This window comes from Paraburkholderia acidicola, from assembly GCF_002362315.1.
Taxonomy (GTDB): domain Bacteria; phylum Pseudomonadota; class Gammaproteobacteria; order Burkholderiales; family Burkholderiaceae; genus Paraburkholderia; species Paraburkholderia acidicola.
In genome coordinates this window covers 1,101,481-1,126,030 of sequence record NZ_MTZV01000002.1, presented here as the reverse complement: position 1 = coordinate 1,126,030, position 24,550 = coordinate 1,101,481, and the positions used below count along the sequence as shown (strand labels likewise).

23 protein-coding genes are annotated in these 24,550 nt (G+C 62.9%); 8 read left to right on the top strand and 15 right to left on the bottom strand.

From position 1 onward, the window contains the following. The first annotated feature begins 132 nt into the window (after window positions 1-132). Entirely contained in the window at window positions 133-882 is a 750-nt protein-coding gene (gene ribB, locus BWP39_RS07125; RefSeq protein WP_096718142.1) for a 3,4-dihydroxy-2-butanone-4-phosphate synthase, read from the top strand. Window positions 883-994: 112 nt separating this feature from the next. Here the strand turns inward: ribB and BWP39_RS07120 are convergent, their stop codons facing one another. From BWP39_RS07120 to glpD, 4 genes are all read right to left on the bottom strand, one after another. Next, the gene (locus tag BWP39_RS07120) at window positions 995-1,681 is read right to left on the bottom strand and encodes an HAD family hydrolase (RefSeq protein WP_096718140.1); all 687 of its coding nucleotides are present in this window, start codon (window positions 1,679-1,681) and stop codon (window positions 995-997) included. Between the two features lie 122 nt (window positions 1,682-1,803). Beyond that, complete coding sequence (locus BWP39_RS07115) at window positions 1,804-2,658, bottom strand: MIP/aquaporin family protein (protein WP_096718138.1); 855 nt, start codon at window positions 2,656-2,658, stop codon at window positions 1,804-1,806. A 71-nt stretch (window positions 2,659-2,729) separates the two neighbouring features. Further along, window positions 2,730-4,229: a glycerol kinase GlpK gene (gene glpK, locus BWP39_RS07110; protein WP_096718136.1), complete on the bottom strand. Its 1,500-nt coding sequence runs from the start codon at window positions 4,227-4,229 to the stop codon at window positions 2,730-2,732. A gap of 155 nt (window positions 4,230-4,384) precedes the next feature. Beyond that, window positions 4,385-5,917, bottom strand: coding sequence for a glycerol-3-phosphate dehydrogenase (gene glpD / locus BWP39_RS07105; protein WP_096718134.1), 1,533 nt, complete (start codon window positions 5,915-5,917; stop codon window positions 4,385-4,387). 187 nt (window positions 5,918-6,104) lie between these two features. Here glpD and BWP39_RS07100 point away from each other — a divergent pair, with 187 nt between their 5' ends. Then, complete coding sequence (locus BWP39_RS07100) at window positions 6,105-6,479, top strand: hypothetical protein (protein ID WP_207556629.1); 375 nt, start codon at window positions 6,105-6,107, stop codon at window positions 6,477-6,479. An 83-nt stretch (window positions 6,480-6,562) separates the two neighbouring features. Here the strand turns inward: BWP39_RS07100 and BWP39_RS07095 are convergent, their stop codons facing one another. Next, the gene (locus BWP39_RS07095; RefSeq protein WP_091011065.1) at window positions 6,563-6,760 is read right to left on the bottom strand and encodes a hypothetical protein; all 198 of its coding nucleotides are present in this window, start codon (window positions 6,758-6,760) and stop codon (window positions 6,563-6,565) included. A gap of 284 nt (window positions 6,761-7,044) precedes the next feature. Next, window positions 7,045-7,824, bottom strand: coding sequence for a DeoR/GlpR family DNA-binding transcription regulator (locus BWP39_RS07090; protein ID WP_096718643.1), 780 nt, complete (start codon window positions 7,822-7,824; stop codon window positions 7,045-7,047). 296 nt (window positions 7,825-8,120) lie between these two features. Between BWP39_RS07090 and BWP39_RS07085 the strand changes: the two genes are divergently transcribed. The 4 genes from BWP39_RS07085 to BWP39_RS07070 all read left to right on the top strand — a co-directional run bounded on the left by BWP39_RS07085 (window position 8,121) and on the right by BWP39_RS07070 (window position 13,085). Then, window positions 8,121-9,758, top strand: a complete 1,638-nt coding sequence (locus BWP39_RS07085; protein ID WP_096718130.1) for a gamma-glutamyltransferase family protein — start codon at window positions 8,121-8,123, stop codon at window positions 9,756-9,758. Between the two features lie 172 nt (window positions 9,759-9,930). Further along, the gene (locus BWP39_RS07080) at window positions 9,931-11,283 is read left to right on the top strand and encodes an MFS transporter (protein WP_096718128.1); all 1,353 of its coding nucleotides are present in this window, start codon (window positions 9,931-9,933) and stop codon (window positions 11,281-11,283) included. 344 nt (window positions 11,284-11,627) lie between these two features. Continuing rightward, window positions 11,628-12,431 carry a ferritin-like domain-containing protein gene (locus BWP39_RS07075; protein ID WP_096718126.1) on the top strand — a complete coding sequence of 268 codons (804 nt, stop codon included), beginning with the start codon at window positions 11,628-11,630 and terminating at the stop codon, window positions 12,429-12,431. Between the two features lie 114 nt (window positions 12,432-12,545). After that, a complete protein-coding gene (locus BWP39_RS07070) occupies window positions 12,546-13,085 on the top strand; it encodes a hypothetical protein (protein ID WP_096718641.1) in 540 nt (179 codons plus the stop codon). Window positions 13,086-13,157: 72 nt separating this feature from the next. Here the strand turns inward: BWP39_RS07070 and BWP39_RS07065 are convergent, their stop codons facing one another. The 4 genes from BWP39_RS07065 to BWP39_RS07045 form a co-directional block, all read right to left on the bottom strand. Then, window positions 13,158-14,726, bottom strand: a complete 1,569-nt coding sequence (locus BWP39_RS07065) for a DEAD/DEAH box helicase (RefSeq protein ID WP_096718124.1) — start codon at window positions 14,724-14,726, stop codon at window positions 13,158-13,160. Window positions 14,727-14,923: 197 nt separating this feature from the next. Beyond that, window positions 14,924-15,544 (bottom strand): PAQR family membrane homeostasis protein TrhA, encoded by a 621-nt coding sequence (gene trhA, locus BWP39_RS07055; RefSeq protein ID WP_096718120.1) that lies wholly within the window; start codon window positions 15,542-15,544, stop codon window positions 14,924-14,926. Between the two features lie 132 nt (window positions 15,545-15,676). Next, window positions 15,677-16,975, bottom strand: coding sequence for a c-type cytochrome (locus tag BWP39_RS07050; RefSeq protein ID WP_091011073.1), 1,299 nt, complete (start codon window positions 16,973-16,975; stop codon window positions 15,677-15,679). 21 nt (window positions 16,976-16,996) lie between these two features. After that, the gene (locus BWP39_RS07045) at window positions 16,997-17,728 is read right to left on the bottom strand and encodes a c-type cytochrome (RefSeq protein ID WP_096718639.1); all 732 of its coding nucleotides are present in this window, start codon (window positions 17,726-17,728) and stop codon (window positions 16,997-16,999) included. Between the two features lie 453 nt (window positions 17,729-18,181). On the opposite strand from BWP39_RS07045, the gene copC reads away from it, so the two are divergent. Both copC and BWP39_RS07035 read left to right on the top strand, forming a co-directional pair. Beyond that, on the top strand, window positions 18,182-18,562 hold the full coding sequence (gene copC, locus BWP39_RS07040; protein ID WP_096718118.1) for a copper homeostasis periplasmic binding protein CopC: 381 nt from the start codon (window positions 18,182-18,184) through the stop codon (window positions 18,560-18,562). Further along, window positions 18,559-19,488: a CopD family protein gene (locus BWP39_RS07035; RefSeq protein WP_096718116.1), complete on the top strand. Its 930-nt coding sequence runs from the start codon at window positions 18,559-18,561 to the stop codon at window positions 19,486-19,488. The genes copC and BWP39_RS07035 overlap by 4 nt, the downstream gene beginning before the upstream one ends. 125 nt (window positions 19,489-19,613) lie before the next feature. Here BWP39_RS07035 and BWP39_RS07030 read toward each other — a convergent pair whose 3' ends face one another. From BWP39_RS07030 to dgoD, 5 genes are all read right to left on the bottom strand, one after another. Continuing rightward, window positions 19,614-20,684: a CAP domain-containing protein gene (locus tag BWP39_RS07030; protein ID WP_096718114.1), complete on the bottom strand. Its 1,071-nt coding sequence runs from the start codon at window positions 20,682-20,684 to the stop codon at window positions 19,614-19,616. A 600-nt stretch (window positions 20,685-21,284) separates the two neighbouring features. Next, window positions 21,285-21,500 (bottom strand): YodC family protein, encoded by a 216-nt coding sequence (locus BWP39_RS07020; RefSeq protein WP_096718637.1) that lies wholly within the window; start codon window positions 21,498-21,500, stop codon window positions 21,285-21,287. Window positions 21,501-21,549: 49 nt separating this feature from the next. After that, the gene (locus BWP39_RS07015; protein WP_096718110.1) at window positions 21,550-21,852 is read right to left on the bottom strand and encodes a hypothetical protein; all 303 of its coding nucleotides are present in this window, start codon (window positions 21,850-21,852) and stop codon (window positions 21,550-21,552) included. Window positions 21,853-22,073: 221 nt separating this feature from the next. Then, complete coding sequence (locus tag BWP39_RS07010) at window positions 22,074-23,402, bottom strand: MFS transporter (RefSeq protein WP_096718108.1); 1,329 nt, start codon at window positions 23,400-23,402, stop codon at window positions 22,074-22,076. Beyond that, the gene (gene dgoD, locus BWP39_RS07005; RefSeq protein WP_091011081.1) at window positions 23,396-24,544 is read right to left on the bottom strand and encodes a galactonate dehydratase; all 1,149 of its coding nucleotides are present in this window, start codon (window positions 24,542-24,544) and stop codon (window positions 23,396-23,398) included. The genes BWP39_RS07010 and dgoD overlap by 7 nt, the downstream gene beginning before the upstream one ends. Window positions 24,545-24,550 lie beyond the last annotated feature (6 nt).

Genomic DNA, 24,550 nt, shown 5'->3' with positions numbered 1-24,550 from the left:
ACCGTCGGCCGGGTTTGGCGGCGCGTGGCGGTTTGTGGTCGTGCCGTTCGCGGTGCGGCCCGCGGAATGCGTTCTGCCTGTTTGCAATGCCCTGAAACGTTTTTCGCCCAACTCTCGCGAGGAGCGTTTCACATGTCTCTTACTACTGCTGTTTCCGCTGTTTCTTCCATTGCTGCTTTTCCAGCACCCACGACGTTCGCCCCCGATGCGTTCGCCGATCTTCCTCAACTCGCTTTAGAACCGGTACCTCCACGTATCGCCGCCGCATTGCAGGCGATGCGCGACGGTCGCGCGGTCGTGCTGCAGGACGATCACGATCGCGAGAACGAAGCCGATCTGATCGTTTCTGCCGAACGCCTGAGCGTCGAAACCATGGCACTCCTGATCCGCGAATGCAGCGGCATCGTCTGCCTGTGTCTGCCCGACGAGAAAATCCGCGCGCTCGAATTACCGCCGATGTCGATCAACAACGAGAGTCGTCATGGCACGGCGTTCACGGTGTCGATCGAAGCACGCGATGGCGTGACGACTGGCGTATCGGCCGTGGATCGCGTGACGACGATCCGTGCAGCGATCGCCCAGCACGCGCAACCGGCCGACATCGTTCGACCGGGCCACGTGTTTCCGTTGCGCGCGATGCCGGGCGGTGTGCTGGCGCGGCGCGGCCATACCGAAGGCACCGTCGATCTCGCGATCCTCGCGGGCCTGCAACCGGCCGGTGTGCTGTGCGAACTGATGAACGAGGACGGCACGATGACGCGCGGCGCGGACGTCGAGCGTTTCGCAGCAAAACACAATCTGCCGATACTGACGATCGCCGAGCTGGTTGAATTCCGCACGGCGCTGGCGGCCGCACGCGAGTATTGCGAGGACTGTGTCTGAGCGGAGACTACGCTTAGGTCGCTTCGGTTAGCTTCATTCAGGTAGCAAAAGCGAAAGCCCGGTGACACTGTCGTGCCACCGGGCTTTCTCGCGCTTGCTGAACGGAATCCGCTTAAGACTGCACGCTACCGAACTCACCACGCACACCCGCTTCGACAAGCGCAGGCAGTTCGTCCATGCGCTCGATGATGCGCGTGATGCCGATCTTGCGCAGCACGTCGGCGTAACCCGACGGAATATGACTCGCGCCGACGAACGCAATCGTTTTCATCCCCGCCGCGCTCGCCGCGTTCAAGCCCGCGATGCTGTCCTCGACGACCACGCAACGATCGGGCGCAATGCCGAGCTGTTGCGCAGCGAACAGATAGACGTCGGGGTAGGGCTTCGGTCGGGCGACCTGTTCGGCGCTGAAGATGCGCTCCGCGAACACATCGCTGAGCCCTGCCCGCCGCACGGATGCGGTTACGCGTGCGAGGTGACTGTTCGATACGACAGCGGCCGGTAGCGTTATCCGGTTCAACGCCTCGCGCACACCGTTGATCGGACTGAGCGACCTGGTGAGTTCGACTTCGGTGTTGCGCTCGACAGTCTCGAGAAAATCGGCGGGCAGTTTGATATCGAACGATGCTTCGACGCCCGCGAGAAAGCGCGAGGTCTGCTGGCCGAAGGCCGTTTTGACGACCGGCTTGAAATCGAGCGCGGGAAAGAGCGCGGTCAGCGTGTCGAACATCACGCGGTCGGCAATGATTTCGCTGTCGACGAGCACGCCGTCGCAGTCACAGATGAGATGGTCGATCATGCGGAAAAAGAAGAGGCGGGCGGAACATCCGTCACGCGTAAAGACGTCATGATACGTGCTTTACGCGTGCCGTCGTTCCGTGCCGCCTGACGTGTCGCTCTATCTGCCTCGGCTAACCCGGGCTAAATCTGCTCCGCACGCGCCTCGATCGTCTTCTCACCCTGAAGCGCCCGCACACGCGCCGGCAGGAACGGGTGAATCAGCAACTGATACGCCCCGCCGCCAATCACACCGCCGATCAACGGCGCAACGATCGGAATCCACCAGTAGTTGTCGGGCGACGGCAGCGCCGACGACCCCCAACCGGCAAAGTAAGCGAACAGACGTGGCCCGAAATCACGCGCCGGATTCATCGCCCACGCTTCGAGATATCCCATCGACGCACCGAGTGTCGCCACGAGAAAACCGATCATCAGCGCGCCGACATTTGCCTTGGGCGCCATTTCGTTGAACTGCTCGGTGATTGCAAAGATGCCGAACAGCAGCAGCGCAGTCAGGATCACTTCATCCGAGAACGCGTGCATCGGTGTGATGGCGAGGCCCGGATGCGTGAAGAACACACCGGCTGCACCGCCGTCCGCGCGCGTCAGATGATGCAGCGTGTTGAAGTGGTCGATCACCGGTGCATACAGTGCGTAGACGAGCATTGCGCCCAGCACACCGCCGATCACCTGCGCGACCCAGTACGGCAACACCTTGCGCCACGAGAAGCCGCGAAACAGCGCTAGCGCCAGTGTGACCGCCGGGTTCGCATGCGTGCCCGAAATCGAACCCGTGACATAGATCGCAATCGTCACCGCGAGGCCCCATGCCATACAGACGCCCCAATAGGCGTTCACATAGGGACTCGGATCGTAAAGCACGTACATGCACGCGACGGAATCGCCGAAAGCGATGATGATTAGCACCGCGATTGCCTCGGAGATCAGTTCTCCTATGAACTGACGCCTCGCCAGGTGTGTAGTTATGGTTGACATCGAAAATACTCCTGAATTGGATGAACGAATCTGATGGGCGGGCGAGGGCGCGAACGCCCTGCGCGTCAGCGTCAATCAGCGTCGGCCCACGACTTCGCAGCATTCACCGCGCGTTGCCAGCCGTGTACGTGGCGCTTCACATCGTCTGCGGCGAGCGACGCCTTGAAGCGATGGTCGAGCTTCCACTGATCCTTCAGTTCGTTCACGTCTTTCCAGTAACCGACGGCGAGACCTGCCAGATACGCAGCGCCGAGCGCCGTGGTTTCGCTGATCTGCGGACGCACGACATCGACGCCGAGCACGTCAGACTGGAACTGCATCAGCAGGTTGTTCGCGCAGGCGCCGCCGTCGACGCGCAATTCCGCGATGCGGATGCCCGAGTCGGCTTCCATGGCTTTCAGCACGTCGAGTGACTGATAGGCGATCGAATCGAGCGCGGCGCGCGCGATATGCGCGGAATCCGTTCCGCGTGTCACGCCGAACAGCGTGCCGCGTGCACGGGCGTTCCAGTGCGGCGCGCCAAGTCCCGCGAACGCGGGTACCAGATAGACACCGTCTGAATGTGCAACGCTGCCCGCCAGCTTCTCAATATCCGCTGCGCTCTTGATAATTCCGAGTCCGTCGCGCAGCCACTGCACCACGGCACCGGCGATAAAGATGCTGCCTTCGAGCGCGTAGTTGATCTGGTCGCCGATCTGCCACGCGATGGTCGTGACCAGGTTGTTCTTCGACTCGATCGGTTTGTCACCGGTGTTCATGACGAGGAAGCAGCCCGTACCGTAGGTGTTCTTCACCATGCCCGACTGCGTGCACATCTGGCCGAACAGCGCCGCGTGCTGATCGCCGGCGATACCCGCGAGCGGAATCTTCGATGCGAACACGGTGGTCACCGTCTGCCCGTAAACCTCCGACGACGAGCGCACCTCAGGCAGCATGCTGCGCGGAATGTCGAGCGCTTCGAGCAGCTCGTCGTCCCACTTCAGCGTATGAATGTTGAAGAGCATCGTGCGCGATGCGTTGGTGACGTCGGTAACGTGCAGCCCTTGTTTCGTGAAGTTCCACACGAGCCAGCTGTCCACCGTACCGAACGCGAGCTTGCCTTGCTTCGCTTTTTCGCGGGCGCCTTCGACGTTGTCGAGAATCCAGCGGATTTTCGTGCCGGAGAAATACGAATCGATCGGCAGACCGGTTTTGGCGCGCACCTTCGCTTCGAGCCCTTTTGCTTTCAGCTCGTCACAGAAGTCGGCGGTGCGGCGGTCTTGCCAGACGATCGCGTTGTAGATCGGCTGCCCGGTTTCGCGATCCCAGACGATGGTCGTTTCGCGCTGGTTCGTGATGCCGATCGCAGCGATCGAGGTGCCGTTCAGACCGGCACGCGTGACCGCTTCGGCGGCGACACCCGCCTGGGTCGACCAGATTTCCTGCGGGTCGTGTTCGACCCAGCCCGGACGCGGATAGATCTGCTGGAATTCCTTCTGGGCAACCGACACGATATTGCCTTGCCGGTCGAACAGCATTGCGCGTGAGCTCGTAGTGCCTTGGTCTAGCGCGAGGATGTATTGATCCTGCATTGTCTCTTCTCCATGCGTTTTCATGATGAGCCGGAGGGTGTCCGGCGCTCGGAACGGCTTGTTGTTCTAGTGATGCAACTGCCGTGATGCTTGTTAAGGATTTCGCAGACGCGGCAACCACGCGGCGCTAGCCGCGCAGCCCGTCGCGGGTGTGGTTATGCGTGCTGGCTGGCCGGTTCGCGTGCGAACCACGCGTCGATTTCGCCGGCCACGCGCTCGAGCGTGCCCGGCTCGACATGGAGGCCGAGCTTCGAACGGCGCCACAGCACGTCTTTTGAGCTGCGTGCCCACTCGACGTCGCGCAGATAACGCAGCTCGGCTTCGTAGAGGCCCGGGGTGAATGTCTGGCCGAGATCGTCGAGCGAACGTGCAGTGCCGATCACCTTCGGTGCGCGCGTGCCGTAGGCGCGTGCATAGCGGTGGGCGAGCGCGGCCGGCAGCCACGAATATTGCTGCTGGAACTGCGCGAGAAAGCGCTTGAAATTGGCTCCGGCGATATCGCCGCCGGGCAGCGGCGCGCGGGCGGCGGTCCATGCAGGAGCGTTCTTCTGCAACGCGCGGGCGAGTTCGTCGACGGCTTCTTCCGCGAGCTTGCGGAAGGTCGTGATCTTGCCGCCGAACACCGATAGCAGCGGCGCCTCACCGGCCGGTGCGTCGAGCTCGAGCCGGTAGTCGCGCGTCACCGCCGACGGGTTATCCGCGTTCTCGTCTTCGAGCAGCGGGCGCACGCCGGAGTAAGTCCAGCTCACGTCGCGCGGCGCGATCTGCCGACGGAAGTAACGGTTGATCGAATCGCACAGGTACTGGATTTCGTCTGGCGTGATCGAGACTTCGGCGGGGTCGCCGTGGTATTCGATGTCGGTGGTGCCGATCAGTGTGAAGTCGTGTTCGTACGGAATCGCGAAGATGATGCGCTTGTCCGGGTTCTGGAAGATGTACGCGTGGTCGTGGTCGAACAGTTTGGGTACGACGATATGACTGCCTTTCACGAGCCGCACGCTGTGATGCGCGCCGCGTCCCAGCGGGCCATGCAGCAACTCGCCGACCCACGGGCCCGCGGCGTTGGCGATTGCACCGGCGCGTACGTCGAGCACGCTACCGTCCTCCTGCTGGAGTTGCGCGTGCCATTCGCCGCCGGCACGTACCGCGCCGATCAGCTTCGTGCGGGTGAGGATGGTTGCGCCATGCTCCTGCGCGTCGAGCGCATTCAGTACGACGAGCCGGGCGTCATCGACCCAGCCGTCGGAATACACGAAGCCGCGTTTGATCGATTCGACGAGCGGGGCGCCTGCCGGGTGGCGCCGCATGTCGATGCCGCGCGAACCCGGCAGCAGTTCGCGGCGGGCAAGGTGATCGTAGAGAAACAGGCCGGCACGGATCAGCCAGGCGGGGCGTAGATCGGGCATGTGGGGCATCACGAAGCGCAACGGCCACATGATGTGCGGCGCAGCCCGCAGCAGCGTTTCGCGCTCCTGCAGCGCCTTGCGCACCAGTCCGAACTCGCGATACTCCAGGTAGCGCAGACCGCCGTGAATCAGCTTGGTGCTGCATGACGAGGTGTGCGCCGCGAGGTCGTGCTGCTCGCAGAGCAACACCGACAAACCACGACCGGCGGCGTCGCGGGCAATGCCCGCACCGTTGATTCCGCCGCCCACGACGAGCAGGTCGTATCTAGAACCTTGCGTCACCGGCTGTGCTCCCGATCCATGGAGAAAACATGAAGGAAAATCTATCGAACTGATAGTGTTCGTTTTCGAACTTTAATGAACAAATTCGAAAAAGTAAAGTTCATCTGGAGAATCGGGGAAGCCTGGTGACTGGCGTAACCGGTTGCCGCGGACGATACTCTCGGCAGCAGCTTTCTTGAGGTGAATCATGCGTGGAATCTGGATGATCGGCGCCGCGGCGCTGGTCGCGGGATGTGTGGGGACGCCGCAGCTCGGCGGGACATGGGGCGCGCCGTCGTTCGCGGCGCTTCAGCAGATGTGCGGCCCGCAGAGCGTCGATTACGGCAGTGACGCGCAGGGCGTGTATTCGACGGTGTTCGACGCTTACGTCGCGAGCCGTCATGGCGGGTTATCGAAGGACGGGTTCTGCGGGTTCCAGGCAACGCTCGCGCAGCACTACGCGACGCTCGGCGCAAGCAGCGATCCGCAGGCGCGCAACCAGTGGGTGGCGTTCCTGCTCGATCAGCGGGTGAAGGCGTTGAGCTGGCGGGCGGCCGTCGATCCGACCTTGCGCAGCGGCTGAGCGCGTCGCGCTATCCCAACGCAACCGGCGCAGCCTGGGAAGAGCCGGGCGCCGGCGCTGCATCGAGCCGCGCCGGAGGGGAATCAGGACAGCCGTTTGATCGCTCTGAGCGCGGTATCGCCGGTTTCGGTGAGGCTCCATTGGCGCAGGCCGGATGCGAGCTTTTCGAGCTGAACCAGCTGTCGTTCGAGCAGGGCATCCAGTTCATCACGCTCCATCTCGACCTGATTCGGAGCGTCTTTCACTAGCAACAGTGTGGCGAATTCATGCGGACTCAACATCGTTTTCTCCGTGTGAACTGCACCCGTATCACCAGAACAGCCAGCCTTGGGCTGGCGCGAACCGCAGGGCGATGCATGCGCGAGGGCAGCGTATGCCGCCGACGCAGCGGGCGGACATGCGTCGGGGAACTGGAGTTTAGTCAACTCAATAGAGAACGCCAAACCCGCCCCGTAAAATTTTCCATTTGACAACTGTCGCCTGGAGCGGCGGTCGGGCTGTGCGGCCAAATCCTTGATTTCACTCGAAGTTTAGCGTGCGCTGCAACATGGCTGCACAGCGAACCTTACGTGGCGACGTAGACCTGAATGCCGGCGCTGGCGAGCGTTTCTTCCATCTCGGCGGGCGGGGGAGCGTCGGTGAACAGCGCATCGATCTGGTTCAGATGGCCTTGCCGGACCAGTGCCGGACGGCCGAACTTCGAGTGATCGGCGGCGAGAAAGGCGGTGCGCGCATGCTCGATGATCGCCTCGGCGACGCGCACTTCGCGCGTGTCGAAGTCACGCAGCGTGCCATCGGGTTCGATGCTCGACGTGCCGATGATCGCGAAATCGACCTTGAACTGGCGGATAAAGTCGATTGCCAGCTCGCCGACGATCCCCTTGTCCCACGGCCGCACGATCCCGCCCGTCACCAGCACTTCGCAATCCGGATAGCCGCTCATCATGCTCGCGACGTTCAGGTTGTTAGTGATCACTCTCAGCCCGCGATGACGGTTCAACGCGCGCGCGACTTCTTCGGTCGTGGTGCCGAGATTGATGAACAGCGATGCCTGATCGGGAATGTGAGTCGCCACTAACGCGGCGATGCGCCGCTTCTCTTCATGGAACATCCGCTGGCGCGCGGTGTACGAGACGTTCTCCGAGCTGGTCGGCAGACTGGCGCCGCCGTGATAGCGGCGCAGCAGGTTCATGTCCGCGAGCCAGTTCACATCGCGCCGGATGGTCTGCGGCGTCACGTCGAAATGGGCGGCGAGATCTTCCACGGTGACGAAGCCGTCGCGTTGCACCCACTCGAGCAGTTCCTGTTGGCGCGCGTTGAGGGTCAGGCGAGGGTCTCGGGTCATGGCGTTCTGGTGTGCAGCGCGTGCCACGCACGCGAGCGAGGGTTGGCGAAGTGAGCGCGAAGTTTGAGCGCAAAGTGAGCGTATTGTAAAACCTTCCCGCGGGTTGTCTGCCCGGCTGCGCGACATCCCTTGCCTCGCGCGCGACTTACTCAGATGCCCAGCGCATTTATTCATTTGATAAATGAATTTGTTTTTAGCGGCGGTTCGCGCTGCAATCTTCCGTTCTTCGCTTCTGCATTCCTTCAGCGGTTCCGGCTTGCGATACCGCCGGTCCGCGCTTTCCGAGAGCCTTCGACATGACCCGCTTCAACTGGCAAAACCCGTATCCGACGCCGCGTCTGCCTGTATTCGCGCGCAACATCGTTTCGACTTCGCACCCGCTTGCAGCCCAGGCCGGGCTACGGATGCTATGGAAGGGCGGCAATGCAGTCGATGCGGCCATTGCTGCGGCCGCGGCGATCACGGTCGTCGAACCGGTGTCGTGCGGGCTCGGTGGCGATGCGTTTGCGCTCGTGTGGGATGGCAAGAAACTGCATGGGCTGAATGCATCGGGCGTGTCGCCGGCGGCGTGGAACGTCGATTACTTCAAGCGTAAGTATGGCGAGGAGAACGGCCTCGCGAAGCAGCCGAAGCGCGGCTGGGACACGGTGACGGTGCCCGGTGTGATCGCGGGCTGGGAAGCGTTGCACGAGAAATTCGGCTCGCTGCCGTTTGCCGACCTGATGGAGCCGGCCATCGAAATCGCCGAGCGCGGTCATGCGGTGGCGAGCATCGTTGCTTACAAATGGGCGGCGGCCATCCCCGATCTGAAGGATCAGCCCGGTTTTGCGCAGACCTTCATGCCGCGGGGTCGCGCGCCCGAAGTCAGCGAACTGGTGCGCTTGCCCGGCCACGCGAAGACACTGCGCCTGCTCGCCGAACAAGGCCCGCGTGCGTACTACGAAGGCGAGATCGCTGAACGTATCGCTGCGTTTTCGCGCGAGGGCGGCGGAGCGATGACGGCCGGCGACCTGCGCGGCTATCGCGCCGACTGGGTCGAACCGATCGGCAAGGATTATCGCGGCTATACCGTTCATGAAATTCCGCCGAACGGGCAGGGCATCGCGGCGCTGATCGCGCTCGGTATTCTCGAGCAGTTCGATGTGAACTCACTGGCCCTCGACGGGATCGAGTCGCAGCATCTGCAGATCGAAGCGATGAAGCTCGCGTTTGCCGATGTGTACCAGTATGTCGCCGACCCGCGCTCGATGGACGTGACGCCCGAACAGATGCTCGACGACGCGTACCTGAAGTCGCGCGCGAAGCTGATCGATCCGAAGCGCGCGACGCATTTCGATTTCGGCATGCCGAAGGCTGGCGGGACGATCTACATGTCCGCCGCCGATGAGAACGGCATGATGGTCAGCTTCATCCAGTCGAACTACATGGGCTTTGGCTCGGGCGTCGTCGTGCCGGACACGGGCATCGCGCTGCAGAACCGCGGCTGCGGTTTCTCGATGGATCCGAAGTCGCCGAACGTCGTCGAAGGCGGCAAGCGGCCGTTCCACACGATCATTCCGGCGTTCCTGACACAGCAGGTCGACGGCCGCCAGGAGGCGGTGATGAGTTTCGGCGTGATGGGCGGCGACATGCAGCCGCAAGGCCACCTGCAGTCGATCGTGCGGATGCTCGATTACGGCCAGCAACCGCAGGCGGCCTGCGATGCGCCGCGCTGGAAGGTCAACCGCGACTTTACGATCGACGTCGAGTCGACGCTCGATGCGGATACCGCGAAGGCGCTCGAAGGTCTCGGCCACACGATCAAGTCCGTCGACGATCCGTATATGGACTTCGGCTCCGGCCAGTACATCTGGAAGCTCGACCGCAACGAGCCGGAACGCGGCTATGTGGCCGCCAGCGATAGCCGCCGCGACGGACTGGCCGCCGGTTTCTGAAACGGTATGAACGATTAGGCCGGTTTTCGCGGTGCGTCCCCGTTCCCCCGGGGCGCGCCGCGCGACGGTTCGATCCCGCCCGAAAACCAGATATACGATTTGCATCGTTCGCCGGAATAGCCACACCGGATAAACAGACCCGCTCGCCCAGGAGCGGGCAGGAGACCTCCCGATGATCCCTTCGACGCCGCAATCCGCGACGCCCGCCGTGTCTGCCGTACCTTCCTTGCCGCATCTACCCGCGCCGTTATCGCGAGCCACGGTGCGGCGGATTGTGTTTTCGTCGTCGGTCGGCAACGCGCTCGAGTGGTTCGATTTCCTCGTTTACGGCTATTTCGCCGCGATCATTGCGAAGCAGTTCTTCCCGTTGCACGACGAGTGGCTCTCTACATTGCTCGCGATCGCCACCTTCGGCATCTCGTTCCTGATGCGTCCGTTAGGCGCGGTGGTGCTCGGTATCTATGGCGACCGAAAGGGTCGTAAGGCGGCGCTGACGCTTGCGATTGCGCTGATGATGGTGGGCACGTTCGCGATGGCGGTCATGCCGTCGTATGCATCGATCGGCATCGCGGCACCGCTTCTCGTGCTGTTCGCGCGACTCGTGCAAGGCTTCGCGGTGGGCGGCGAATTCGGTAGTGCGACCGCGTTCATGGTCGAGCATAGCCCGGCCCGGCGAGGCTATTACGCGAGCTGGCAATTCGCGAGCCAGGGTCTCGCGGCGATTACTGCGGCCGCCTTCGGCTCGCTGCTGACGGTATGGATGTCGCCGGAATCGCTTACCAGCTGGGGCTGGCGCATCCCGTTCATCTTCGGTCTGCTGATCGGGCCGGTGGGGTATTACATCCGCGCGCATCTCGACGAGACGCCGGAGTTCGTCGAGGCGCAGCGCGAGCGGGCCGCAGCGCCACTGAACACCGGCAAGCAAGATCTGGTTTCGTTCGGCAACCAGTGGGCGAACCTGATTCTTGCGATCGGCATCGTGGCCCAGTCGACAGTCGGCGTGTACGTGCTGCAGCTCTACATGCCGATGTACGCGGTCAAGCAGCTGCATATGGCGGCCGCGGCCTCGTTCGGCGTCGTGGTGTTGAACGGCGGCTTGCAGTTCCTGCTGTCGCCGGTAATGGGCGCGCTGTCCGACCGCATCGGCCGGATCAGGATCATGCTGACGACATCGGTCCTGATGGGCACGCTGATCTATCCGATGTTCGCGCTGCTGCAACGTCACCCGACCATCGGCTGGCTATTGTTGCTGCAAGCGATGGCCGGCATCTTCAAGGCCGCTTACTCAGGCCCGATGCCGGCGTTGCTCGCTGAGATTTTTCCGACCCGCGTGCGCTCGACCGGGCTGTCGATCGGCTACAGCATCGGCGTCACGATCTTCGGCGGCTTTGCACCGACCATAGTAGAGACTTTCATCCATTTGACCGGCGACAAGCTTGCGCCGAGCTACTACGTGCTGGCGGCAGCGGTGCTGTCGGGGGTATCGCTTGCGATTGTCGGGTGGCGCATGCGGCGCCATCGGTAACTCGCCAGACCTTACGTACCGGACATTCGCAGCGCGATTGCCGGTAGAATCCACGGGCGGCCCGACATCGGGCCGCCTGTTTTTTTATGCACCGGACTCCTGCCGTTTTGATTCGAAAGAATTCGATCGTCTATGGATGGAACTGTCGAAAGCCGGTACGGTCTGTGCTGGCATATCTGCACATTTGCGTAACACCAGCTAAGATGCAAGATAGAAACGGGTTACCAATTTCAAAGCGCTGTCATTGACACGGTGGGCCGCCGGGCGAAACGAGGCGTTTGAGCAAGCTCCGCGAGTCAGTACAGTTTTGGGAGCACCAGAGAATGCAAACACCCAACCATGTAATGCCATGGCGTATTGAGGATATCGACCTGACCCGCATCGACCGCCAGCGCGCGGTCGCCAACGAAGACCTGCTGTTGCTGCTGTGCGCATCGTCCTTCATCGAAAGCGGCTCCGACCTCTACACGGCCAACCTCAGTACATTTTTTAACGGCGACCCGGAAGTTTCGGCGTGGCTCAACAACGAATGGGAACCAGAAGAGCTTCAACACGGCCGGGCGCTGAAAACTTACATTGCCTACGTGTGGCCAGAATTCGACTGGGATACGGCGTTTCGTAATTTCTTCGAAGAGTATTCGAAGACCTGTTCCGTGGAAGATTTCGAAAAGACCCGTGCGCTCGAACTGGTCGCACGCTGCGTGGTCGAGACCGGCACGGCGACGTTGTATCGTGCGATCGGCGAGTGCTCGGATGAGCCGGTGCTCAAAGAGATCACCGACAACATCCGGACCGACGAAGTCCGCCACTACAAGCACTTTTTCAAATATTTCAAGAAGTACAACAAGATTGAAGGTAACGGCCGGCTTGCGGTGCTCGGTGCATTGATGCGTCGCGTGATGGAAATCAAGAACGAGGACTCGGAGATCGCGCTGCGTCACGTGTTCGCGATTCGCTATCCGGAGCGCGTGAACGATTCGGCTTATAACCGCGAGAAGGCGGCGCGTGTCAATGCGCTGGTGCGGCGTAATCTTTCGGCCGACATGTGCGTGAAGATGCTGCTGAAGCCGCTCGATCTGCCCGCGAAGATTCAACCGGGCGTGCACTATCCGCTGGCGAAGATCACACAGCACGTGTTTTTCCGCTGATTTACAGGGTTTTTCGTGCGGTGCTGAAGGTGCCGCACGCAACCGGTAGCCGCTACTTACATGGCCCGCTTTAGCGGGCCATTCTCGTTGCAGACCGTCGCCAAGGAACTGTCGATGTCCGATTCTTCCGCTTCCTCCGCGTCCTCTAACCGCGAACGCATGCTTGAACAGCAGACCTTCGATGCATGGCCGCAACCGTTGCGCATGCTGTTCGATGGCACATCGCTGGCCGCGAAGATGGGCTTCACTGCGTCGCTCGTGACCGTCAACGAGAGCGGTTCGATTCGCACCTCGCTGCTCGGACCGGGCGAGCTATACGCGCCCGATGCGCAACGGCTCAGCATCGCGCTCTGGCCGCAATCGCGAGCCGCCAATGTACTCGCGCAAAGTGGCCGCGCGGCGTTGACGTTTGTATTCGACGAGGCGTTTTATCAGGTGCAGCTTCGCATGATGCCGCTCGCGGCAGCCGATGCGACGCTCGCGTACTTCATCGGTTCGATCGAGACAGGCGAAGCGCAGCGCGTGGGTTACGCGCGGCTGACAGGTGGGATTTTGTTTGAACTGGGCGCGGATAGCGCCGCGGTACTCGCGCGTTGGGAGCAACAGATCGGTGATCTGAAACGTGCCGCCGATGCCGCAACGCGCGGTGGCTAGCTGCTGCTAGCAGCACCGCGGTCGTACAACAGCAAGCGACACAACCTGCTTTAGAACGCCTTCAACGCACCATTACCGGCCGCGTTGCCCGCCGTTGCGCGGCACACCACCCGGGGTGGTGTTGCCAGTGCCACGCGGACGATTACCGCTGAGCAGCGCGCCCGCATTGTTCGACGGTTTGCGCGGCGCATGCTGTGCAGCACCGCCGGTGTCGTGCGAGGCCGCGCGCGGCTTGTCCTGACTGCGCGGCGCATCCTTGCGAGGCTGGCCTTGCGTCGTCCCTGCCTTCGCGGCATGACCGGGCTTCGCACCACCGCCTTGTGCCTTCGGCCTGGCTTGTTGTGCGCCACCAGCAGCAGGCCGTTGACCCGAACGCGGCGCCGGCTTGGCCGATCCCGATCCACCTTCGCGCTTCGGCGCACCCTGACTCTGACGCGGCTGACGTCCGCCTCCGCCGCCAGCACCCTGGCTGCGACGCAGGATCGGTTCGGGCTTCGCGGTCGGATCCGGTTCGAAGCCCGGAATCACTTCCTGCGGCACCGTACGCTTGATCAGCTTTTCGATGTCCTTCAGCAGTTGCAACTCGTCGACGCATACGAGCGAAATCGCTTCGCCCGTCGCGCCCGCACGGCCCGTACGACCGATACGGTGCACGTAGTCTTCGGGCACGTTCGGCAGATCGAAGTTGACCACGTGCGGCAACTGGTCGATATCGATACCGCGCGCGGCGATGTCGGTGGCCACCAGCACCTGCAACGTAGCGTCCTTGAACTCGGCGAGCGCGCGCGTGCGTGCCGACTGGCTCTTGTTGCCGTGAATCGCGAGTGCGCTGATACCGTCCTTGCCGAGCTGTTCGGCAAGACGGTTTGCGCCGTGCTTGGTACGCGTGAACACGAGCACCTGGAACCAGTTGTACTGACGGATTAGATGCGTGAGCATCTCGCGCTTACGATCGCGATCGACCGGGTGAATCTTCTGCGCGACGAGTTCGGCCGTCGTGTTGCGACGCGCGACTTCGATCAGCGCGGGCGAGTTGAGCAGGTTGTCGGCGAGCGTCTTGATTTCATCGGAGAACGTCGCGGAGAACAGCAGGTTCTGACGCTTCGGCGGCAGCTTGGCGAGCACACGCTTGATGTCGTGGATGAAGCCCATATCGAGCATCCGGTCGGCTTCGTCGAGCACGAGGATCTCGAGATGCGACAGATCGATGGTCTTCTGCTGCATGTGATCGAGCAGACGCCCGGGCGTCGCGACGACGATGTCGACGCCGCGGCGCAGCGCATCGATCTGCGGATTAATGCCGACGCCGCCGAACATCACGGTTGACTTCAGCTTCAGATACTTGCCGTACGCCCGCACGCTTTCCTCGACCTGAGCGGCGAGTTCGCGCGTCGGCGTGAGGATCAGGGCGCGCACGACGCGCTTGCCCGAGGCGTGCGGCGGCATGCCGGTCAGGCGTTGCAGGATGGGCAGCGTGAAGCCGGCGGTCTTACCGGTGCCGGTCTGTGCGCCAGCCAGCAGATCGCCGCCGTTCAGGACCGCGGGGATCGCCTGCAGCTGGATCGGAGTAGGGGACGTGTAACCCAGTTCGTGCACGGCACGGACGAGGGGTTCGGACAAACCGAGGGAATCAAATGACATAAATACTCTTTGCAATGCAATTGGAGCGACAGGCGCACATGTTGCCGGTTGGCGCGTCTCGACTCGAGATGCGCGCGGACTTCGGCTTGCTGGCCGGTCGCAGGGAAAACGGGCGGCGCGCGGTGTGCGTGCCGGATGCATCGACGCGCTATGCAGACACGTCGACTGGCGTTAAGTTGCATTCGCCGCGGTAGGCATCACGCGACATAGCGCGCGACGGTGACGAATTGACACAGGCTGCCGGCCAGCACGAACAGGTGCCAGATGCCATGCCCATGCCGGATGCGCTCGTCGTTGATGAAGAAGTAAATGCCGGCGCTATAGATGAGACCGCCGGCGACGAGCCATGCGGTGCCTGCGGCCGGTAATGCTTCGACCAGCGGGCGGACGGCTACGAGCGCGAGCCATCCCATCAATACATACAGCACCATCGAGACGCTACGGGTACGGCGCCCGAGCGTGAGTTCCTGCACGATGCCGAGAACGGCGAGCCCCCAGCTTACGCCGAAAAGCGACCAGCCCCACGGTCCGCGCAAGGTGACGAGCGTGAACGGCGTATAGCTGCCGGCGATCAGCAGGTAGATCGCCGAATGATCGCACTTCTGCAACACCGCTTTCACCCGCGGGTTGCGAACGCTGTGATAAAGCGTCGAGATCGCATACAGCGCGAGCAACATCGCCCCGTACACACTGAAGCTGACGACCTTGTACGCGTCGCCCTGCAACGCGCCCATCGTGACGAGCGTCGCCAGTCCCGCCACCGACAGCACCGCGCCGACGAGGTGGGTAATACTGTTGAACCGCTCACCAACGTGCACGCGTCGCTCCTCTACTGGTTTGCTGTGCGCATCGTCATGCCGTCTTGCGCACGTTTCATCCTATGGTCCTGCAAAAAACGAAGGGCGCGGCCGCGATGCTCGCAGGCCGCGCCCCGATGCGATCGGGCGCTATCAGTCGAGCGGCGCCGAACGCAGATCGCTGACCTGTTGCGGCGACACGGCCGTGCCGTGGTTGCCCCACGTCTGGCGAATATACGTCACGACAGCGGCGACTTCCTGGTTCGACAGCGACTGCGCGAACGGCGGCATGCCGTACGGCTTCGGATTGCCGAACGTGCTCGGCGGATAGCCGCCGTTGAGCACCATGCGGATCGGGTTGACTGCCGACGGCATCTGAATGGACGGATTGTTCGCGAGCGGCGGGAAGTGCGGCGGCATGCCGAGACCGTTCGCCGCGTGACACTTCGCGCAGTTGTCGAGGTAGATCTTCTTGCCCTGTTCCGCGAGCTGGCTGGCGAGCTGCGGCGACGTTTGCAACTGCAGCGATTCCGGCGCTTCGTCCTTCTGCGGAATCGTCTTCAGGTACGTCGACATCGCCTTGATATCGTCGTCCGACAGATACTGCAAGCTGTTGTGCACGACTTCCGCCATCGGACCGAACACCGCACCACGCTGCGACACGCCGGTCTTCAGCAGGTCGGAGATGTCCTTGATGTCCCAGTCGCCGAGGCCGGCTTCCTTGTTCGACGTCAGCGACGGCGCGTACCAGTTCTGCAGCGGAATCAGGCCGCCGGCAAACGCCGCCGAGCTGACCGGGCCACCCATCATGTTGATCGACGTGTGGCACATGCTGCAGTGACCGAGACCTTCGATCAGATACGCACCGCGATTCCACTCGACCGACTTGGTCGGATCCGCCTTGTACTCGCCTTCGCGGAAGAACAGCGTGCGCCAGCCGATCAGCAGGTTGCGATTGTTGAACGGGAAGCGCAGTTCATGCGGACGGCTCGGCAGCGACACCGGCGAAACCGAGCGCAGGTACGCGTAGATCGCATCCGAATCGGCGCGCGTCACCTTCGTGTAGCTCGTGAACGGGAAGCCCGGATACAGCAGGCTGCCGTCCTTCGACCGGCCCGTGTGCAGTGCGCGGTAGAAGTCGTCCTGGCTCCACTTGCCGATACCGAACTGGTCGTCAGGCGTGATGTTCGGTGTGTACATCGTGCCGAACGGCGTCGCCATCGGCAGGCCGCCGGCGAATTCCTTGCCGCCGCGTACCGTGTGGCACGCGATACAGTCGCCGGCGCGGGCGAGGTACTCGCCCTGCTTGATCAGCGCGGCCTGGTCGGCGGGCGTGGCTGCAACGGCCGTGCCGTTATGCAGGTGATCGCCGCCCGACCACAGGACCGGGACGAGCGCGGCGGCTGCAACAACGACGACAGCCGAAAGAGCGAACAGGGACTTGCGTTTCATTTGGTTATCTCTCCCGGTGCCTTATTGCGGTTCGCTGCCGCAGGCAAGCGGAGTCTTCATCGAGCCAGCCGGAGCAGGCACGGGGTTTTGCGGAGCATGCTGCGAGGACAGCCACGAGGCGACGGCATTCACGTCATCGTCGGTCAGGCGCGTGGCGATTGTGTGCATGCAGTCAGGTTCGACGGCATGACGTGTACCCGAGCGCCACGAGCCGAGCTGCGCGCTGATGTAGTCGGCGTGCAGGCCCACGAGACCCGGGATAGCCGGTTGCATACCGGTCAGCACCTTGCCGTGACAGGCCGCGCAAGCGGGAATCTGCTTCGACGCGTCGCCGTTCAGCACGATTTCCCGACCGCGCGCGAGCGTCGAGGTCGACACGGTCGGCGTGGCCGGTGCCGGATACGGCGGGCGTTGCTGCGAGAAATACGTCGCGATCTCGTGCAGGTAGTCGTCCGAGAGATACGTGACGAGGTAATTCATGGGCGGATACCGGCGGCGAGCTTCGCGGAAGTTCACGAGCTGGTTGTACAGATAGTCGGCCGGTTTGCCCGCAAGCCGCGGGAAGTAATCGTTGTCCGTCCCTTGCCCATGCACGCCGTGACACGCGGCGCAAGCTTGCACGCGCGCTTCCATCGTGTCCGGAGCCTTGGGTTGGGTCTGCGCATTCGCAGCGCTATAGACGCCTGCACAGCCGATCAGCAGAAGGGCGAGCAATGGGCGGAAAATGCGTCTTGAAGACACGCGTAACTCCATCATGAGCGGGGACCTGACCGAACTTCGAACGGCTCGGTGAGAAAAAGTAGCCGGCGCTGCGGCGACGCAGCATTCTATCATCGATGGGTGATGGTGACTATTTGCGCAATCCGACGCGGATCCGCCCGCAAACGTCCATGCGTCAGTTTGACGCGGCGTGGCTGGAGCGGTCTCTAGTGCTTCCGGATCTGGCGATCGAGCGTTTTCGTACAGGCATGGCCCGGATACGCCGAGACCCGCTGGCAGATCGATTGAACCGGCGCGCAGCGGCGCCATCGAAGCGTACACTGCCGGTTCCGCGGCGCAGGCGGTCCTGGGTGCGTCCCTCAGCTCAGATGTATCCCGACACCCGCGTTGCTCGCCTTACTCGCTTACTCCTGTGGATCTGGCATTTCCAGATTGCTTACGAGATCCTTTGTTTCCTCTTTCAATGCGTCTCTTCGTTTGTTCTCAATGACCACCTCCGATTCATTCCGCCCGTTCCTGCGAGCGCTGGCGACCGGCGTTGCGGCGTTTGCCGTAGCGTCCACTGCCTTCGCTCACGCGTTGCCGACTTCGCGCGAGCCCGCGCCTGACTCGGAAGTCGCCGCGCCCGCCCAGGTGACGATGCGCTTCAGCGAGCCGCTCGAACCGGCCTTCAGCAAGATCGTCGTGAGCGACGCGGCGGGCAAGCCCGTCAGCGCGGGTGCATCCGCGGTCGAGGCCGATGATCACAAGGCGATGCACGTCGCGTTGACGCCGTCGCTCGCGCCGGGGCGCTACAGCGTGCACTGGAATGCGGTCGCGACCGATGGTCACCGCACCCAGGGCGACTATGGGTTCATCGTCAAATGAGGCCGGACGGACTGTGGATCGGGCAGGTCGCCATGGCCGCGCTCATGAATGTCGCGTTTGCTTTTGCGCTCGGCTCCGCGCTGCTCGGCGCGTGGCTCGAGAAAGATGCGCGCACCGCGGTCGCGCCGGCGCGGCCCGCATGGTTGCGCGCGCAACGCTCGATGCGGGCGGCGACGATCGTGCTGCTGCTCGCCGACCTCGGCTGGCTGTGGTACGAGGCTGCGTCGATGAGCGGTAGCGCGTTGCCGGCCGCGTTCGGTGTGATACCCACGGTGCTCGTGCAGACGCATGTCGGGCATGCATGGGGTGTCGCGTTCGCGGGTGCGGTGCTGTTGCTTCTCACGGCTTTGGCTGACCACGGCACGGTGCGCAACGCGTTGCTCTGGCTGGCGGTGATCGTGGTCGCGGCGGGCAAGGCATCGCTTGGACATGCGGCCGATGAGGGCGTCGTCTCCGCCGCGATCGGTGTGCACACGCTGCATATCCTCGCGACCGGCGTATGGGGTGGTCTCGTGATCGCGGCCGGTCTCGCTGTGTTGCCGGCGCTTGGAGCGTCGACGGCGCGCGGGGTATTGATCCGCACCGGGGTGCAGTTGTCGAGTGTCTCGCTGGTGGCGTTCGTATTCGTGCTCGCGACTGGCGCGTTCAATACCGCGCGCGGCTCGGGTGGTTCACTCGAGGTGATCTGGACCAGCACCTGGGGTCACGTGCTGCTGCTCAAGCTCGCGCTCGTCGCGCTGGCGCTGCTGTTCGCCGCGTTCAGCCGCTTCTCGGCGCTGCCGCGGTTGCGCCGTACCGCATCGACCGTCGATGCGCACACAGTGGTCAATCTGCTGTACTTCGAGGCGCTGGCGATGATCGGTGTGTTCGTTGCGGCTGCGGCGCTGTCGCATAGTGTGCCGGGGTTCGCCGCGCTGGTTGGCTAACCGGCCGGTCACGCGACACGCAACACGTGACAGCACCGCGGGGCAGGGCGTGAATCTGGAAGAATGCTCTAGGCCAGAAACCCGCCCCGCAAATTACTACCGCCAGCCCCGGCGCTGCATACCGGTCACCGTGTCGTAAAGCGCCACGTGAGGTTCACCGGCCTCGTGCCCAGTGTGCCCTTCAGGCTCACCACGTACGTCGTTCTGGCAGCTAGCGGCTTGATTGGCGTGCAGATCGCGCTGCCCCGCAACTCACTACCGAAGCCTGCGCTGCTACTGTCGACCTTCAGGCACGGCACGTCCTTACCCGACGCATCGGTCAGCGTGAAGGAGGTCACGGCAAGCCGGAGGACATGGCTGAATGACTGGACCGAAACCGAATAGCCCAACGTCTCACCCGCATGCCCGGGGGCAGGATTCGGGTACTCGTTATTGGTCCAGCTAGTCGGCACATCGGCCTGACCGTCGTACGGGTATGCGAGGAGTTGCGAATCGCTGCCGATTTCGAGGGCATCCGCCAGATTGATCGTCTGGTAGAAATCCCCACGCGTACCGCCCTCGACCGGCTGTGTGATGTCTTGAGCGTATCCCGTTCCTCCCGACCTGAAGCTCCCAAATAGACCCATCCGATGAAACGGTGCGTGGATCAGTTCGGCGACCATCATGTCGTTCGACGGCAGTCGGGGCTGTGCGTTGAGACGCGGTATCCGTTGACTCACATGCACCAGTACTTCGCCCGTGAAGTTGGTCGGGTAGAGCTTCTGGATACGGTCATCTGGCGTGGCGCCCGTGAAGCCCGGACCAGGCGTCTCATTGTGTCCGGCCGTGCGACGCAGCAGCATGTAATCCGTGTGGTTTTGCGCGGCCTCGGCCAGTCTGGCTTGAGGCTCTAGAGCGGGAAGCCCGATCAGCGCGCGGCGGTAATTCGCGTAGCAAAACCCCGCCGACTTCGGATCGCCCAACACCCGGTAATCGACGACTTGCGCGGCACCGCGCGCAGGGAACAGCGTGACATTGGCCGTTATGCTGCTGGCGGGAGGGGTAGCGTCTTTTAGCGTGTAGCACTGCGTTTCGTCTGCCGCGGTTTGCTGGGGCGCCGTATCGAGGCCGGTTTCAGATGTGATACCTGGCGCGGGTTCCGATGGGCCGGGCGGCACATTCGAAGCGGCCGACGGATCAGCGTCCGATGAAGCCACCGGGGCGGCGTCTGCCGTTGCCGAAGGTGCGTTGTTTGCCGCGGAGGAAGCCGGCCCGCCAGGCGGCGTCGGCGAAACCGCGCTCCTGTCGGGCGGACTGCCTACTGTCGTTTGGGATGAGTCGCTGCCGTTTCCGCCACACGCAGATAAAGCGAGCACCAGGCACAGCCCGGTCGCTGCCCGTTTAGCTTCTTTCATAAATCACCATTCAATGAGTTGCCCGACGCATGATCTGCTCGTGCTAACCGCCCACAGCATGGATGGCCAGCACGACGGGCAACGTGTAAGTGTGAATTTCGATGCGGGACGCCGTGATCCTGATCAGGAGGCATCCGTAGCCCGGCAGGTCGAGGCAGAGCCTGTCAACTGGGCGCGGCAGTATGCCGTGTGAAGCGCATGAGAATCTGAATCTTTGTCACATGCTTTGCCGGGAGGCGTTGAGCCTGGCGGCAGCCTCAACGCTTGAGATTGGCGCTCAAGGCAAAGATGGCGCGGGCAGCAGTCGATGTGACAGCGCCAACAAAAATGCGCCGCACAGCGTGGCTGTACGGCGCAAACACACGGTCACCCGGCGGGGAGCCGGCTGTCCCATACTGCCCGTCATGCTACGAGCGCGTCGTGCACCCGTTCCAGCGTTTCTCCCGGAAACATCTCCTGATGCAGTTCGCCATCGTCGCCGAACCACTGGCAGATCAGCCAGGTGCCCGACGCGAAGAGGACCGGTCCTACCCAGGTGGCGGTCATCGGCTGTCCGCCTGATTTCAGCGTGAGCACGTCGCCGGGTTGGTATGCGGTGGTCGTGGTGGCGTATGTCATGGTGCGTGCGCGTTCGTTATCGGCAGTCGCGGAGAAAACCGCGGGCAGTCTATTCATAACCAAGCTTGTGACCCACGATCGGCGCACAGAACAACGCAATCGCGCCGCCCGCAATCTTGCCTTCCAGTTCTGCCGAGGCAATGCGCGCGGTGTACAGATGCGTGAGCAGATCGAACAGCTGCGGCACACAGTAGAGCGCGACAGCCGCAATAAAACATTTATCGACGGTCGCGATGCGCCAGCCGCGTTCGTACGCGACCATGGCGGCGATCACGCGCAGGATCGCGAATACCACTAGCGTGCCGACCGCCGCCTGTTCGCGGATCAGATAGTCGGGAAGAAACTCGCCCATTGCCTGCCTCTCGAATTGCTGTTTTAGTCGTATCGAGCAAAGAGCGGGCCAGGTTGGCGCGGTTGGCTGGGCGGAACGCAGAAAAGCCTTGTTTGACAAGGCTTTGCGGAACAGAGGTGGGATGCGGGAGAAGGTAAGAAGCGGCAGCGGAAGCGGTTCCGGCCCCCGATGTTACGTAACCGCCGAGCCGCCCGAGCGATGTGCCGTAACGTCGGGGCGGTCTATTCGATCCGCTCGATCCGTCCGACGACGAACAGATACGACAGCGCACCGACCACGCCGACCGCGCTCATGAACACGAGAGCGGGCGCGAAGTCGTCGCCCTTCACGAGCAGGCCGATCACGATGGGTACGCAGATCGACGACAGGTTGCCCATCAGGTTGAACATGCCGCCGGTGAGGCCGAGCAGTTCCTTCTTCGCCATCGACGACACGAGCACCCACGTGATCGACGCGACGCCGCTGCCGAAGAACGCGATCGCCATGAACACGATGACCATCGACGGCGTCTCGACATAGTTGGCCCCGACGATCGCCGTCGACAGCAGCAACCCACTGACGATCGGCACCTTGCGTGCGACAGTCGCCGACGCGCCGCGGCGGATCATCCAGTCAGACAGCAACCCCGATACGAGAATACCGACGAACGCAGCAAGAAACGGCACGGCCGCCATGAACCCGGCCTTCAGGAAGTCCATGTGACGGTATTTGACGAGGTAGGTCGGGAACCACGTGAGGAAGAACCACAGCGTCGACGTCACCGCGATCTGGCCGACGTACACGCCCCACAACTTGCGGTTGCCGAGCACGGCGCGCCAGTCGCTCGTCGTATAGCGGCGGCGTGCAGCGCTTGCCTTGTGTGCGTCGCCGAGTTCGACGAGCCCGCCGCCCGCGCGGATCGTATCGAGTTCCTGCTGGTTGATGCCCTGCGCGTCGGACGGATCGCGATACAGCGCATACCAGACGAAGGCCCACGCCACACCAACCAACCCGGTCAGCACGAATACGCCATGCCAGCCGAAGCGTTCCTGTGTCAGCACGAGAAGCGGGGTGAGAAACGCGAGGCCCACGTATTGCCCCGACGTATAGATCGCGATGGCGCGGGCGCGCTCGCTGTCGGGAAACCACGTCGTGACGACGCGGTTCAGCGTCGGATAGGCCGGGGCTTCGAGTACGCCGAGCAACACGCGCAACGACAGCAGCGCGACGAACGCACCGGCGAAACCCTGCAGGATCGTCGCGAGCGACCACAGCCCGACGATCGCCGCCATCATCAGCCGCGGACGCGTGCGATCGACGAGCATGCCGCCCGGAATCTGCAGCAGCGCATACGACCAACCGAACGCGGAGAACACGAGCCCGAGTTGCGCAGGCGTCAGCGCGAGCTGACGACCGATCGCCGTCGCGGCGATCGACAGGTTGCTGCGGTCCAGATAGGTGATGACGACGGTGACGAACAGCATCGCCAGTAGACGATGCCGTTTGCCGGTCGCGCGCGGCGCGGCGCTTCCCGTCGCCTCCTCCACCGCGCGGCCCTGCTGGCTCACCATTCCGCGACGCTACCGTCCGCGTGGCGCCACACCGGATTACGCCAGCGATGGCCCACCTTCGCCATCTCGCGCACCTTCTCTTCGTTCACATCGATGCCGAGGCCCGGGCCTTGCGGAATCGACACGAAGCCGTCTTCATACTTGAAGACTTCCGGGTTGCGGATGTAGTCGAGCAGATCGTTGCCCTGGTTGTAGTGGATGCCGAGGCTCTGCTCCTGGATGAACGCGTTGTAGCTGACCGCGTCGATCTGCAGACAGGTGGCGAGTGCAATCGGACCGAGCGGGCAGTGCAGCGCGAGCGCGACGTCGTACGCTTCGGCCATCGATGCGATCTTGCGGCACTCGGTGATACCGCCCGCATGCGACGCATCCGGCTGGATGATGTCGACGTAGCCGCCGGCGAGGATGTGCTTGAAGTCCCAGCGCGAATACAGACGCTCGCCGAGGGCGATCGGCGTGCTGGTCTGGTTGACGATGTCGCGCAGTGCCTCGACGTTCTCCGACAGCACCGGTTCTTCGATGAACATCAGCTTGTACGGATCGAGTTCCTTCGCGAGCACCTTGGCCATCGGCTTGTGCACGCGGCCATGGAAGTCCACGCCAATGCCGACGTTCGGTCCCACCGCCTCGCGCACCGCGGCGACGTTGTTGATGACGCCTTGCACCTTGTCGAAGGTATCGATGATCTGCAGCTCTTCCGAGCCGTTCATCTTGATCGCCTTGAAGCCGCGCTCGACCACGGCGCGCGCGTTGTTCGCGACGTCGCTCGGACGATCACCGCCGATCCACGAATACACCTTGATGCGATCGCGCACCTGGCCGCCGAGCAGCGCATGCACCGGCACGCCGTGATGTTTGCCCTTGATGTCCCACAGTGCCTGGTCCACCCCGGCGATCGCGCTCATCGAGATCGGGCCGCCGCGATAGAAGCCCGCGCGGTACATCACTTGCCAGTGATCTTCGATTAGCAGCGGGTCTTTGCCGATCAGATAGTCGGAGAGTTCATCGACGGCGGCCGCGACCGTATGCGCACGGCCTTCCACGACCGGTTCGCCCCAACCGACGATGCCTGCATCGGTTTCGACCTTCACGAAGCACCAGCGCGGTGGAACGATAAAAGTCTCGATTCGGGTAATTTTCATGGCGGC

What these genes read in the sequence shown, in the direction of transcription:
- ribB (WP_096718142.1), top strand. Translation starts at nt 133, where the DNA reads ATGTCTCTTACTACTGCTGTTTCCGCTGTTTCTTCCATTGCTGCTTTT.
- BWP39_RS07120 (WP_096718140.1), bottom strand. Translation starts at nt 1,681, where the DNA reads ATGATCGACCATCTCATCTGTGACTGCGACGGCGTGCTCGTCGACAGC.
- BWP39_RS07115 (WP_096718138.1), bottom strand. Translation starts at nt 2,658, where the DNA reads ATGTCAACCATAACTACACACCTGGCGAGGCGTCAGTTCATAGGAGAA.
- glpK (WP_096718136.1), bottom strand. Translation starts at nt 4,229, where the DNA reads ATGCAGGATCAATACATCCTCGCGCTAGACCAAGGCACTACGAGCTCA.
- BWP39_RS07100 (WP_207556629.1), top strand. Translation starts at nt 6,105, where the DNA reads ATGCGTGGAATCTGGATGATCGGCGCCGCGGCGCTGGTCGCGGGATGT.
- BWP39_RS07095 (WP_091011065.1), bottom strand. Translation starts at nt 6,760, where the DNA reads ATGTTGAGTCCGCATGAATTCGCCACACTGTTGCTAGTGAAAGACGCT.
- BWP39_RS07090 (WP_096718643.1), bottom strand. Translation starts at nt 7,824, where the DNA reads ATGACCCGAGACCCTCGCCTGACCCTCAACGCGCGCCAACAGGAACTG.
- BWP39_RS07085 (WP_096718130.1), top strand. Translation starts at nt 8,121, where the DNA reads ATGACCCGCTTCAACTGGCAAAACCCGTATCCGACGCCGCGTCTGCCT.
- BWP39_RS07080 (WP_096718128.1), top strand. Translation starts at nt 9,931, where the DNA reads ATGATCCCTTCGACGCCGCAATCCGCGACGCCCGCCGTGTCTGCCGTA.
- BWP39_RS07075 (WP_096718126.1), top strand. Translation starts at nt 11,628, where the DNA reads ATGCCATGGCGTATTGAGGATATCGACCTGACCCGCATCGACCGCCAG.
- BWP39_RS07070 (WP_096718641.1), top strand. Translation starts at nt 12,546, where the DNA reads ATGTCCGATTCTTCCGCTTCCTCCGCGTCCTCTAACCGCGAACGCATG.
- BWP39_RS07065 (WP_096718124.1), bottom strand. Translation starts at nt 14,726, where the DNA reads ATGTCATTTGATTCCCTCGGTTTGTCCGAACCCCTCGTCCGTGCCGTG.
- BWP39_RS07050 (WP_091011073.1), bottom strand. Translation starts at nt 16,975, where the DNA reads ATGAAACGCAAGTCCCTGTTCGCTCTTTCGGCTGTCGTCGTTGTTGCA.
- BWP39_RS07045 (WP_096718639.1), bottom strand. Translation starts at nt 17,728, where the DNA reads ATGGAGTTACGCGTGTCTTCAAGACGCATTTTCCGCCCATTGCTCGCC.
- copC (WP_096718118.1), top strand. Translation starts at nt 18,182, where the DNA reads ATGACCACCTCCGATTCATTCCGCCCGTTCCTGCGAGCGCTGGCGACC.
- BWP39_RS07035 (WP_096718116.1), top strand. Translation starts at nt 18,559, where the DNA reads ATGAGGCCGGACGGACTGTGGATCGGGCAGGTCGCCATGGCCGCGCTC.
- BWP39_RS07020 (WP_096718637.1), bottom strand. Translation starts at nt 21,500, where the DNA reads ATGACATACGCCACCACGACCACCGCATACCAACCCGGCGACGTGCTC.
- BWP39_RS07015 (WP_096718110.1), bottom strand. Translation starts at nt 21,852, where the DNA reads ATGGGCGAGTTTCTTCCCGACTATCTGATCCGCGAACAGGCGGCGGTC.
- BWP39_RS07010 (WP_096718108.1), bottom strand. Translation starts at nt 23,402, where the DNA reads ATGGTGAGCCAGCAGGGCCGCGCGGTGGAGGAGGCGACGGGAAGCGCC.
- dgoD (WP_091011081.1), bottom strand. Translation starts at nt 24,544, where the DNA reads ATGAAAATTACCCGAATCGAGACTTTTATCGTTCCACCGCGCTGGTGC.